Source organism: Legionella erythra, from assembly GCF_001467615.1.
GTDB classification, from domain to species: domain Bacteria; phylum Pseudomonadota; class Gammaproteobacteria; order Legionellales; family Legionellaceae; genus Legionella_C; species Legionella_C erythra.
In genome coordinates, this window is record NZ_LNYA01000032.1 from 140,329 (window position 1) to 151,975 (window position 11,647).

Genomic DNA, 11,647 nt, shown 5'->3' on the forward strand with positions numbered 1-11,647 from the left:
TGGGTATACGACCCGACACATGGCTAACACCCACGACCGACACACTGATCTACCCCCTCCATCAATAACCCCCTCTCCCTCCGGGAGAGGGTTGGGGAGAGGGAGTACACGACCCGACACATGGCTAACACCCACGACCGACACACTGATCTACCCCCATCCATCAATAACCCCCTCTCCCTCCGGGAGAGGGTTGGGGAGAGGGGGGTAGAGATAAACAGCGAATAATATCCTCAAGCACAGCCTCTGTTTTCAACAGCACATCATCATTCCAAAATCGGCACACTTTATAACCCCTGGCATTTAAAAAAAGGGTTCGTTGTTCATCGTATTGTTTATTCAAAATATGATGGCCGCCATCCAGTTCAATGATTAATTTGTGTTGAATACAAACAAAATCAACAATGTAGCCGCCGATGGGCATTTGTCTTTTGAATTTTAAACCTTGCAGGCGATGCCCTCTCAGGCAGGACCACAATCGATGCTCTGCTGCCGTGCTGTTGTGACGTAAACCCTTTGCTCTGGTTAAAAGGAGATCCTTCATCAAATAAACTCGTCATTATCAAAAGAATGGATTTTTCTTCATTCTTCGCCAGAAAAAAAAGAGCAATTTCTACTCCTATTTTCTCTCCCGCGAAAAGATTGCAGAGGACATTTTGCAGTAATTAATACTTTCTTAATCATTAAACGCTAAAATAATTAAACACGAAACAAAGAAGATGCCCATGTTTAACAGGTTATACCACCATTTTTTATCCCAAAAGCAGCAATTCAATCATGACTATCAACACGCAACGTTGGAAGAGTTGGATCATGCTATTCGTGAGGCGAACGCCTTACGAAAAAAAGAAACGTCAGATCGTCATTATGCCTATGATGAGGCTAATACCAATCATTATCTCATCACCATGCTTCTTTTAAATGATCTCTATTGCAGGAAAATGCCTCCCATTGAGGACGAAGCCCATCTTAAAAAATGGCAGGAATTGGAGCAAAAATACACCTATTTAGAAGCACGATTGATTCAGGGGCAGGCCTATTCGGCGGAAGAGGAAAAATACGATGAGGTTGCCAGTGAGGTGACGAGTTTAAACGACTACTTGCGCGAAACCAGCCTTAAAGGCGATATAGAATCCTTTATTGCCCAAACGCCAACACGCGGTGAGATGGGCGATTTTTTAAGACTCATGGCAGCGGTCAAAAAAGATCACTTCGAAGCCTCTTTAACCGCCTCGACGTATCAAGTGAGCTATTTAACCGAAACATACGAAAAGCTTACACAACAACTAATAGATAAGCAAAATCAATTAATCGTCCTGAATAAGCAACATGAGGAACTCAAGGCCCAAAATCAACAGCTGGAAGAGTCCAATACCTGGGTTTACCAATGGGGCCTTCAGGTGGCCAATAAGCAGGCGAATGGATTTCAACGGTTGGTTATATGGGCTTTCAACTTTTTTACTTCTGAACCTATTCAGGACAGGGCAAGAATGCTCGGGAAAAAGCTCTGGGAAGCCGATTCCAAGGTGCTAGAAAGCACCCAAAATATTCGCAACGTAAACAGCGAGGTTAAAAGCCTCCGTGAATCTCTTGAGTCTACAACCAACGCTCTTAACGATGCAAAACAAAAACACGCGGAAATTATCAAATCAATAACCCCCGCCACTGAAGCCGGTGCAGCATTCGAAGAAACCGACACCCCGGAGCCGTTTCATTCTAACTTATTCCGATCATAAATCGATTGGCATCCCCCTATGCAATAGCGTAGGGGGAATTAGATTTAAACCGCTAAGGCATCCGTTGCCGTTACGTATTCATAACCCAGATCACGGGCTACCGCTTCATACGTAATCATACCTTTATGAACATTCAAGCCGTTGAGTAAATGCCCATCGCTTAACAACGCCAGTTTGACGCCCTTGGTGACTAAACTCAAAACAAAGGGCAAGGTGGCATTATTTAAAGCGAAAGTTGACGTTCTCGGCACCGCACCGGGCATATTCGCTACGCAATAATGCACAATATCGTCCACGACATAGGTCGGCTCCTGATGGGTAGTCGGGCGGCTGGTTTCAAAACACCCGCCTTGATCAATAGCTACATCGACCACCACAGAACCCGGCCGCATGGCTTTGAGCATGGCGCGGGTGACCAGTTTGGGGGCAGCAGCACCGGGAACGAGCACAGCACCGATCACCAAATCTGCTGCGGTGACATATTCTTCCAAAGCCCCGACAGTCGCATAGATGGTATTTAATTTAGCGCCGAATTGAAAATCCAATTCTCTTAAACGGGTCAGCGACTTATCCAATACCGTCACGCGCGCCTCCATCCCCATGGCCATACGGGCTGCATTGGTGCCCACGACACCGCCGCCAATAACCACGACATTAGCCGGCGCCACCCCGGGAACCCCGCCGAGCAATACCCCACTGCCCCCTTGAGCCATCTCCAGGCAGTGTGCGCCCGCCTGAATGGACATGCGGCCGGCCACTTGCGACATGGGGGTGAGCAGCGGCAAGCCGCCGTCATTCTGGGTGACGGTTTCGTAGGCAATGGCGGTAACCCCGGATTCCTTAAGAAGACGGGTTTGTTGCGGATCCGGGGCCAGGTGCAGGTAGGTGAACAGGGTTTGCCCTTCACGCAAACGATGACACTCAATCGGCTGAGGCTCCTTGACCTTAACAATCAATTCCGCCCGTTCAAAGACCTCGTCGGCGGTATCGACGATTTGCGCACCAGCGGCAAGGTACTGCTCATCCTTAATGCCAATGCCGTTTCCTGCGCCCTTTTCAACCAGAACTGACCCGCCGGCGCGAATAATTTCCTTCACGCTTCCCGGCACCAGGCCCACGCGGTTTTCTTGCGGTTTAATTTCCTTTGGAACACCAACCAACATACTAATTCCCCTTACACTGCTTTAATTGTTCAATTAACTGGGGGACTATTTCAAACAAATCACCCACTAAACCGTAATTAGCGATTTGGAAAATGGGAGCATCCTCATCCTTATTAATCGCTACGATAACTTTTGAATCTTTCATGCCAGCCAGATGCTGTACCGCGCCTGAAATGCCAACCGCGAGGTAAAGGCTTGGCGCCACCACTTTCCCGGTTTGTCCCACCTGATAATCATTGGGTACAAAACCCGCATCCACAGCTGCACGGGATGCGCCAACAGCCGCCCCCAGCACATCAGCCAATTCCTCAATCAATTTAAATTTTTCAGCACTCTGCAAACCGCGCCCGCCTGAGACCACGATTTTTGCACTGCCCAGATCCGGACGTTCAGAGCGACTCAGTTCATGATGAATAAATTGGGTCTTGGCAACCGTTGTGATCGGTTCAATCTGTTCAATGCAGCAAGGGCTTTGTTCAGAAAAAACCGCATCAAAGGCCGTGCTTCGTATGGTCATGATCTTAATGGGATCAAGCACCCTGACGGTCTCAATCGCATTGCCAGCATACACGGGGTGTTCAAAGGTATCCTTGTTGACTACTTTACTGACGTCTGAAATCTGGACCATATCGAGTTTGGCGGCAATACGTGGCAACAGGTTTTTGCCAAACGTCGAGGATGGCGCCAGAATAGCATGGAATGAACTTGCCTTACTGACAACAAGCGGCGCTAAATTTTCAGCCAGAACATGCTGGTATTGCTCATGTTCAACCCACCAGACGCTATGCACACCGCTTAAACTGGCGGCCTGTTCGGCTACTTTTCTGCAATCCTTGCCAGCCACCAGCAGGACAATCTCATCACCAAATGCCTTCGCAGCCGCCAAAGTATTACGGGTAGCAGGATGCATCGTATGATTATCGTGTTCGACAATGACTAAAGTGCTCATGCGTTCTCCTTTATTAAAGCACTTTGGCTTCGTGTTGTAATTTGTTAATCAGTTCAGCCACCGACTCCACTTTAACGCCGCCTGAACGAGTGGACGGCGCTTTGACGGAAATAATTTCAACATGGGGTTTTAATGACAAGCCAAGCGTGTTCACGTCCATGCTGTCCAGCGGTTTCTTTTTTGCTTTCATGATATTGGGCAAACTGGCATAACGCGGTTCATTCAACCGTAAATCGGTGCTTACCACCGCGGGCAGCGGCATGGCCAGGGTTTCAAGTCCGCCATCAATTTCACGGGTGACCTGGATGTTATTTCCCTCCACCGTCAACTCAGACGCGTAAGTCGCCTGTGGCCAATCCAGTAACGCCGCCAGCATTTGCGGGGTTTGATTATTATCGCCGTCAATGGATTGCTTACCCATGAGGATTAATTGCGGTGCTTCTTTTTCACTGATTTTCTGCAGTATTTTCGCAATGTCGAGGCTGGTATGAACACCCTCACTTTGCACATGAATACCCCGGTCCGCGCCTAAGGCCAAGGCATGACGCAACGTTTCCTGGCAGGACGCATTCCCTATCGAAACGACCACCACCTCACTCGCCAGTCCCTTTTCTTTCAGGCGGATGGCCTCTTCCACTGCGATTTCATCAAACGGATTCATGGCCATTTTAATGTTCTGGGTTTCAACACCAGTCTGATCCGCTTTAACCCTGATTTTGACATAAGGGTCGATGACGCGCTTCACTGCCACTAGAATTTTCATCGTGTTCCTCACTGAATTTTAAATGTAGTCTGCATCTTGCCAGATGTCACCAGAAAAACAAGGCGTACTCCTCTCTGTTTCATCGACGCATCGGACGCTGGTTTCTCATCTTGTTCCACAACCAAGCGTTTGTAAATAATGGCGGAAGGATTCTCCGATTTCAGGGTGTTTCAATCCCAGTTCAACCGTGGCCTGGATGTAACCCAGTTTGGAGCCGCAATCGTAACGGCGGCCCTTGAATTGAAAAACCGACACGGGTTCGCGCGACAACAGGCGCTGGATGGCATCCGTTAGCTGAATTTCGCCGCGGCGATCCGGCTTGGTCTCTCTAAGACAGGAAAAAATGCCAGGCGTAAAAACATAGCGGCCGACCGCCGCGAGATTCGAAGTAGCAGCTTCGCGCTCTGGCTTTTCAATGATGGCCTTGATGTTAGAATAATCATCCTCGCGATTATCAATTTCAACCACCCCATACTGATGCACATCTTCCCAGGGCACCGGTTGCACCGCCAGCAGGGAATGATGGGTCGAATCAAAATACTCGGTCATGGCGGCTAAGCAGGGCAGCCTGGCATCGTCAATTAAATCATCGGCCAGCAAAACCGCGAACGGTTCAATGCCAACCACATGCTCAGCACATAACACGGCATGCCCCAATCCCAGCGGCTGATTTTGCCGGACATAGGTAAAATGAATGCCTTCGGGGGACACATTTTTTACCAACGACAATAAATGGTCCCGCCCCTGCTCCTGCAGGCGGCTTTCCAGCTCAAACTGATTGTCGAAATGATCTTCAATGGATCGCTTACCGGCACTGGTAATAAAAATCATGTGGGTAATACCGGCACGAACGGCTTCTTCCACAGCATATTGAATCAGGGGCTTATCCACAATCGGCAACATTTCTTTAGGATTTGCCTTGGTAGCGGGTAGAAAACGTGATCCCAGACCCGCTACCGGAAAGACCGCTTTAGTAATTTGCATCAACACACTCCTTGCGAGACAGGATTAAACGGTTTCTTCGTGCAGACTGGTTTTTGGCGCAGTCTGACGAAAGGATTGATTGACCACAGGGCGGCCAATGGAATAATAAAGCAAGCCGGCATCAGCTGCCGCCTCCAGGCGATAACAATTGCGGCCGTCAAAAATGGGCGCTGTACCCAGATTTTTTTGCAACTCATCCAGCGGATAATGCTTAAATTCAGACCACTCGGTAATAATCGCCAGGGCATGCAGCTTCTGCTGCAACACGGCCTCTGCACTGCCTAACCAGGTGATCCCGACGTCTTCTTTGAATAATTCCCGGGCACGCCCCATGGCGGCCGGATCATAAACAAACACATTGGCCTTTGCCTGCAGCAGGGCTTTAAGAATCACGAGGCTGCTGGCCTCACGCAGATCGTCGGTTCCCGGTTTAAAGGCTAAACCCCAGAGGCCAATATTCAATCCGGCCAGTTTTTCATTGAAATAAGCGGACAATTGCCCCACAATCCATTGTTTTTGCTGATGGTTAACCCGTTCAACCGCCTCAAGAAATCGCGTGTCTAGCCCAGCCAATCGTGCGCTGTGGCTTAAGGCTTTCACATCTTTGGGAAAACAGGAACCGCCATAACCGATCCCGGGCTGAAGAAAATGCGGCCCAATGCGATGATCAAGGGCCATGCCTTCCCGGACTTCATCGATGTTGGCGCCCCATTGCTGGGCCAACTGACTCATATAATTAATAAAACTGATTTTAGTGGCCAGCAGCGCATTGGCCGCGTATTTGGTCAGTTCAGCTGAGCGTTGACTCATGGCCAGCAACGGAATGCCTTTTTGAATGAGTGGCTCGTAAAACCGCGTTAAGGCGGCAATCGCCGCTTCATTGCCGCCAATCACAATCCGATCAGCGTTTAAAAAATCATAAACAGCCGAACCTTCCCGTAAAAACTCGGGATTTGAGGCGAGGTGGATACGCAGGGATTTGTTCTGCTTCTGCAACAGGCGACCCACGTGCGCGGCCAGCAAATCACCCGTACCAACCGGGACGGTGGATTTTATCACCAACACACAGTCTCTCCTGGTGTGCTCAACGACTTGGGAAGCGACATCATACACCTGCGACAAATCAGCGCTGCCATCGTCCTGGCCTGGCGTGCCCACCGCGATGACGTGCAATGACGCAGAAGGGACGGCCTGGCTTACATCGGTTGTAAAAACGAGGCGGTTATTTTGAATCTGCTCCTGCAGCAAGGCAGGCAACCCCTCCTCATGGAGCGGGCATTGGCCCTCAATCAAGGCAGCAATCCGCGCCTCGTCGACATCAACACACGCCACCTGATGCCCCATTTGTGCGAAACACACAGCTGACACCAAACCCACATAACCCGCGCCATAGACAACAACGTTCATACGTCCCTCAATCGAATGGTTGGTAACAAAAAAACCAGGGACTTCCCTACATCGCATACTGGGTGTCGAGACTCCACTCATCGTCCTCGGCCTCTTGTTTGGTTTTGGGCTGATCTTCTATCATGAGAGGCGGCGTGACTTCAAGGGGCAGCGGTTGGGCAGTTAAATGTTTGGCCAGTTGAATAGCGATTGCAAGTGCTTTAGCCGATTGGCTGGATTTGTCACGGAACAAGGGTTGACTCGCCACCTGATTTAAATGGCTTTCTATTTTTTTAAATTTTTCTACAGACACTGGCGCTTCATCCAGACGCTGTAATGCAGTGATTGCCTCTGCCAATACCTTACCTTTGGTGTCACCCAAACGCCAGGTGCTAAAATATTGTCGTTGTTGTTTTTTCTTGTACTCTTCTAAAGGAAGAGCAACCAGTTTGCCTTCGAGTGTGGAAAACTCAGCACCACCGAGCAAATGCTGGGGTGCGAGCGTCTTTTCGGCAGTAGAAGATGGCGTTAACTGCAGCATCAGGGCGTTTTGCTCTGATACTGGGCTCTTTTTTTCCTCCGTTTTTTCCATGGCCGGTTTTTCTGCGATGGCCGGTACCAGATAATAGTACAACACATTGCCTAGCCCCGCCCCAATATGCCGAATTTGATACAGGGCTGTATAATTTAAATTGACTAAGCTGCCTAATAAAGCCATTACCGCATTTTCGAGGGTTACGCTGAAGGATTGCATCTGCTTTCCCAATACCTGCCAACGCGTCTTGCTCGATCCATGAAGCCATTGGCCACTTGCTGAAATTAAATAAATCGATGCATACAGCAAGGCCAGTTCTTTTACATAAAAGCCGACGCAAATACCCCCGCTGATATAGGGTAAACTGTGTAATACACCCTGAAGCCACAACGGGTTGTCAGACGAAACCGTGTCATGGTAACCACGGGCCGACTCCAGCACATCAATAATACTCTGCATCAAAGCGCGCTGGGTGCGTGTGGCCGCACCTTCCTTTTCCGCTTTTAACTGATCCAATAAATCCTCCATACTGGATACATCGGCAAAATAATTTCCCTTTTTCTCCTTGGGTTTCAGTAATTTTTCCCGGACATAACCAATCACCTTAAAGGCGCCCCCATTACTTTCAGGCGTGCTTAAAACCGCATTCAACCATTTTTTTTCAGCTGTTTCGCTGTGCAATTTATCCGTGTGGAACCAACGAGCCAAGGTTTTATAATGTTTATTGATGGCATCCGGTTCAAACCCATCCTGAGTCATGTATTGTGTAAATAAGGCAACAGCCTGCGCTTCGACTTGCTGGGGGGACGTGGTTTTTTTAGAGTGATAGGCATTATTGTCATAATCAGCGAATGTTTTTACCAGATTAGTTAATTCTTCATCGAAATTTTTCATGGAAGTCTTCCCTTACTTACCGCATGCCAAAAAAATTGTTACCATGCATGTTGTTTGTGACTATCAGCTTAATGTAATGCTTAAAAAAAACCAACAATTGTGCTCAACTTTAGGCAACGATGTGTCTGGATTTGCTAATTCTGACACATTTCAATCAGAACCATCCTTAAGACCATTGCTTTATATTACTCTGTATATTCTTGTATTTCTGCTCATTCGCCTGTTTCTGCGCGGGCATGCGCTTGAAATCGATGAAGCGGAGCAGTTGGTCATGGCACGCGAGCTGGCTTTCGGTTACCCGTTTCAACCACCTTTGTATACCTGGCTGCAATACGGTGTTTTTCAATTATTTGGCCACAATTTATTCTCTCTGGCCATTTTAAAATACACTCTGTTCTTGGGATGTCTTTGCAGCTATTTTAAGCTTTGCCGGTATTACTGCTCCAATTCAGCCTTAGCCTGGTCTGCACTTTGCGCCTGGACTTTGATTCCCGCCATTAGCTTTGATTTGATTAAAGATAATACTCATTCGATACTCGCCCTGTTGCTGGCCTGCCTGACCTGGCTCTGGTTTTTTACCGTCAAGAAAAATAACGTGGCCTGGTATGCTGTTTTGGGTATTCTTATTGGCGCAGGTTGTTTATCGAAATTTAATTACTTATTGTTTCTTGCCGCCTTGATTATCACCGCGCTAAGCTTGCCAGCCAACCGTCAACGATTGATTAACTGGCGACTTGGTGTCACCCTGCTGATGATTCTGCTTATTGTTTCTCCTTACGGGTTGTGGCTCTGGCAACATCATGCTTTGGGCTTGCAAAGCAGCTATAAATTGGCGCCCGAAGAAAAATCGCTTGCGCATGGCCTCTATAAATATCTTTTGTCAGTGATTTTGTTTACAACCCCTCTTTTCTTATTTTCAAGTCTGTTTTTCTCTGTCCCCAAACGGGATGCGCTTAAGACAACCCTACACCCGCTTTTTCGTTATTTTACTTGCAGCGTTCTTTTGGTGTTGGCTGTTGTACTGGTATCCGGTTTTAAAGAATTTCTGGGGCGCTGGCTAATTCCTGTTCTTTTTATGTGCCCATTGCTCTTTTTTAGCCTTTTGAATCAGCATCAATCCTGGGAAAAACAGGCCAAGCGATTCATTGTTTTCTGTTTGATGTGGCAACTGCTGATTATTATCCTGGTCATTGGCCGCGCCCAGTCAGGGCATCAGGCAAATCGTGAGCATGCCTTTACGCAATTAGCGCAATCCATTGAGCAGCATTGCTCTAAACCCGATTATTTTTACGCAGCAAATCATTTCATGCTGGGCACCATGTCCTGGCATTTTCCCCATGCGCAGATTGAATTGCAAAGAGGCAATGACAAACCTCTCGCCTTCAAGGGCGGCAATGGTGTTTTACTCTGGGGACCGGAGGAGCCCCCCTTCTGGATTAACCATTTCAAGGAAGGGGCTTCCATGGGGGGAACGATCAACAGTGTCAATCCAGCTAACGGCGAGCTGTTCGCTCATTTTATCTGCCTGAAGGGATGATGTTTATCCCTTGACCACATTGCTTTTTAATACGCGGGAGGAGCGTTCACGGTAGATAAGGAACAAATTACGCGCATAAATAAAGACCCCTGTAGACTGCCCAAGAATGAACACTGGATCCTGTTTATAAATTGCATAAAAAAGCAGGGTGACCCCGCCTAAGAGGCTTAAATGCCAGAAAGCCACAGGGATCACGCTTCGTTTCTCTTTTTCACTGACTAACCATTGGACAATAAAACGGGCAGAAAAAATGCCTTGGCCAATTAAACCAATGATTAACCAAATCATGCCGTTATTCATTGCTGATAATCTCCGGTGCACAGGGACGTTTAAGCAACCAGCGAACACCAATTAAATCATGAATGCCGACAAATAACCGGTTCATCACCCCGTATTTCGATACGCCATGCCAACGCGGACGATGATTTACCGGTACGTTAATCAGTTGATATCCCGCCCGCTTAAACAATGCCGGCAAAAAGCGGTGCAAGTGATTGAAATGCGGCAAACTCAAAAAAGCCTCGCGCGGAAAAATTTTCAGGCTGCAACCCGTATCGGGGCATTCGTCCTTGAGCAAACGGCGACGAACGCCATTCCCCACCCGGGAAGAAATACGGCGCAATCGGTTATCATCGCGGCGGGCACGATTACCTAAAATCACCGTACGGCTATTCTTTATGCAGGCAATCAGGCGCGGAATATCCGCGGGATCATTCTGGCCATCCCCATCCAGGGTAGCAATAAGATTAAAACGGGCAGCGCGTACACCGCTGACTAGCGCGGCACTCTGCCCCGCATTCCGTTTGTGAGCGACAATCTGCAACTTCGGTGACGTTTGTGCCTTACTTTTTAAACAGCTTAAGGTGCGATCGGTACTGCCGTCATCAACAAAAACCACTTCAAAATTAAATTGCTCATCCGGTAAGGCCCTGACAATCTCATTGTAGAGAATATCGACATTATCCTCCTCGTTGTAAACCGGAATAACAACTGACAGATTGATACGATTATCCATTCTTTACTCCAAACTGCCGCATAACGCGTCCAGATTTATCATTTTCATCCTGCAAGGCAGGCAATAGCCAAGATTTTTTGCGAAACACATAATAAACAAACCCCACTTCCAACAGCGTCAGGTAACTCGCCGCCAGCACATCGCTGATGTAATGATGAACCAGCAGGATCCGTGAAAAAGCCACCAGCATGCCGGTTAAAATGAGGGCCAGCCAGTGCCTTGGAAACAGAATACTCAATGCCAGCACCACACTCATGATAGTCGTGGTGTGTCCAGAGGGGAATGACAGGAAATGTGCATCCAATTTCCAGCCATAAAACCCATACAGATTGTCATTCAGCCACATTTTAGGCCGGGCGCGTCCCAGCAGCACTTTCAATACACCGCAGATAGCGCTGGCAAAGAGGGTATTCGCTAACATAAACCAGGCGCGAATCTGCCAGACCGGATTAATCACAATGTAGCGGAAAAAAACCCCGGCCATGAAAAAAAGAATAAAATAAGCCGCCCCAAGACCCGCGTGAGTAAACCATACCAGCGGCGGAAACTGCTTGCTTAAATGTGACAGCCATAAAAAGTGAGCGACAGGCTTATCCACATAAAGATAACAAACCACAACCAACAGTGCGTAAAGCAACATGACCCAGGGTTTCGTCATTACTTTAAATAAACGCTCAAATGGCAT

Annotated in this window: 12 protein-coding genes; 2 read left to right on the forward strand and 10 right to left on the reverse strand. The window is 48.1% G+C overall.

Annotation, left to right across the window (positions count from 1 at the left end):
* Positions 1-163: 163 nt before the first annotated feature.
* Entirely contained in the window at positions 164-544 is a 381-nt protein-coding gene (locus Lery_RS10530; RefSeq protein ID WP_058527216.1) for an endonuclease domain-containing protein, read from the reverse strand.
* A 181-nt stretch (positions 545-725) separates the two neighbouring features.
* On the opposite strand from Lery_RS10530, the gene Lery_RS10535 reads away from it, so the two are divergent.
* Positions 726-1,736, forward strand: coding sequence for a hypothetical protein (locus Lery_RS10535; protein WP_058527217.1), 1,011 nt, complete (start codon positions 726-728; stop codon positions 1,734-1,736).
* A 44-nt stretch (positions 1,737-1,780) separates the two neighbouring features.
* Here Lery_RS10535 and ald read toward each other — a convergent pair whose 3' ends face one another.
* The 6 genes from ald to Lery_RS10565 all read right to left on the reverse strand — a co-directional run bounded on the left by ald (position 1,781) and on the right by Lery_RS10565 (position 8,410).
* Positions 1,781-2,899 (reverse strand): alanine dehydrogenase, encoded by a 1,119-nt coding sequence (ald, locus tag Lery_RS10540; RefSeq protein WP_058527218.1) that lies wholly within the window; start codon positions 2,897-2,899, stop codon positions 1,781-1,783.
* A 1-nt stretch (position 2,900) separates the two neighbouring features.
* Positions 2,901-3,848 carry an electron transfer flavoprotein subunit alpha/FixB family protein gene (locus Lery_RS10545; RefSeq protein WP_058527219.1) on the reverse strand — a complete coding sequence of 316 codons (948 nt, stop codon included), beginning with the start codon at positions 3,846-3,848 and terminating at the stop codon, positions 2,901-2,903.
* Positions 3,849-3,861: 13 nt separating this feature from the next.
* Positions 3,862-4,611: an electron transfer flavoprotein subunit beta/FixA family protein gene (locus Lery_RS10550; RefSeq protein WP_058527220.1), complete on the reverse strand. Its 750-nt coding sequence runs from the start codon at positions 4,609-4,611 to the stop codon at positions 3,862-3,864.
* Between the two features lie 105 nt (positions 4,612-4,716).
* A complete protein-coding gene (galU, locus tag Lery_RS10555; protein ID WP_165481482.1) occupies positions 4,717-5,598 on the reverse strand; it encodes a UTP--glucose-1-phosphate uridylyltransferase GalU in 882 nt (293 codons plus the stop codon).
* Positions 5,599-5,619: 21 nt separating this feature from the next.
* Positions 5,620-7,002 (reverse strand): UDP-glucose dehydrogenase family protein, encoded by a 1,383-nt coding sequence (locus Lery_RS10560; protein ID WP_065230289.1) that lies wholly within the window; start codon positions 7,000-7,002, stop codon positions 5,620-5,622.
* Positions 7,003-7,048: 46 nt separating this feature from the next.
* Positions 7,049-8,410, reverse strand: a complete 1,362-nt coding sequence (locus Lery_RS10565; RefSeq protein WP_058527222.1) for a hypothetical protein — start codon at positions 8,408-8,410, stop codon at positions 7,049-7,051.
* Between the two features lie 76 nt (positions 8,411-8,486).
* Here Lery_RS10565 and Lery_RS10570 point away from each other — a divergent pair, with 76 nt between their 5' ends.
* Positions 8,487-9,947, forward strand: a complete 1,461-nt coding sequence (locus tag Lery_RS10570) for an ArnT family glycosyltransferase (RefSeq protein WP_162262965.1) — start codon at positions 8,487-8,489, stop codon at positions 9,945-9,947.
* A gap of 3 nt (positions 9,948-9,950) precedes the next feature.
* Here Lery_RS10570 and Lery_RS10575 read toward each other — a convergent pair whose 3' ends face one another.
* The 3 genes from Lery_RS10575 to Lery_RS10585 are packed head-to-tail and all read right to left on the reverse strand — an operon-like array spanning position 9,951 to position 11,647.
* Positions 9,951-10,247 carry a lipid-A-disaccharide synthase N-terminal domain-containing protein gene (locus Lery_RS10575; protein WP_058527224.1) on the reverse strand — a complete coding sequence of 99 codons (297 nt, stop codon included), beginning with the start codon at positions 10,245-10,247 and terminating at the stop codon, positions 9,951-9,953.
* Positions 10,240-10,962 (reverse strand): glycosyltransferase family 2 protein, encoded by a 723-nt coding sequence (locus tag Lery_RS10580; RefSeq protein ID WP_058527225.1) that lies wholly within the window; start codon positions 10,960-10,962, stop codon positions 10,240-10,242. Before Lery_RS10580 ends, Lery_RS10575 begins: the two co-directional genes overlap by 8 nt.
* Positions 10,955-11,647: a phosphatase PAP2 family protein gene (locus tag Lery_RS10585; RefSeq protein WP_058527226.1), complete on the reverse strand. Its 693-nt coding sequence runs from the start codon at positions 11,645-11,647 to the stop codon at positions 10,955-10,957. The genes Lery_RS10580 and Lery_RS10585 overlap by 8 nt, the downstream gene beginning before the upstream one ends.

Coding starts and splice junctions, on each gene's coding strand:
- Lery_RS10575 (WP_058527224.1), bottom strand. CDS start 10,247: ATGAATAACGGCATGATTTGGTTAATCATTGGTTTAATTGGCCAAGGC.
- Lery_RS10560 (WP_065230289.1), bottom strand. CDS start 7,002: ATGAACGTTGTTGTCTATGGCGCGGGTTATGTGGGTTTGGTGTCAGCT.
- ald (WP_058527218.1), bottom strand. CDS start 2,899: ATGTTGGTTGGTGTTCCAAAGGAAATTAAACCGCAAGAAAACCGCGTG.
- Lery_RS10570 (WP_162262965.1), top strand. CDS start 8,487: ATGCTTAAAAAAAACCAACAATTGTGCTCAACTTTAGGCAACGATGTG.
- Lery_RS10530 (WP_058527216.1), bottom strand. CDS start 544: ATGAAGGATCTCCTTTTAACCAGAGCAAAGGGTTTACGTCACAACAGC.
- Lery_RS10545 (WP_058527219.1), bottom strand. CDS start 3,848: ATGAGCACTTTAGTCATTGTCGAACACGATAATCATACGATGCATCCT.
- Lery_RS10580 (WP_058527225.1), bottom strand. CDS start 10,962: ATGGATAATCGTATCAATCTGTCAGTTGTTATTCCGGTTTACAACGAG.
- Lery_RS10585 (WP_058527226.1), bottom strand. CDS start 11,647: ATGCCATTTGAGCGTTTATTTAAAGTAATGACGAAACCCTGGGTCATG.
- Lery_RS10535 (WP_058527217.1), top strand. CDS start 726: ATGTTTAACAGGTTATACCACCATTTTTTATCCCAAAAGCAGCAATTC.
- Lery_RS10565 (WP_058527222.1), bottom strand. CDS start 8,410: ATGAAAAATTTCGATGAAGAATTAACTAATCTGGTAAAAACATTCGCT.
- Lery_RS10550 (WP_058527220.1), bottom strand. CDS start 4,611: ATGAAAATTCTAGTGGCAGTGAAGCGCGTCATCGACCCTTATGTCAAA.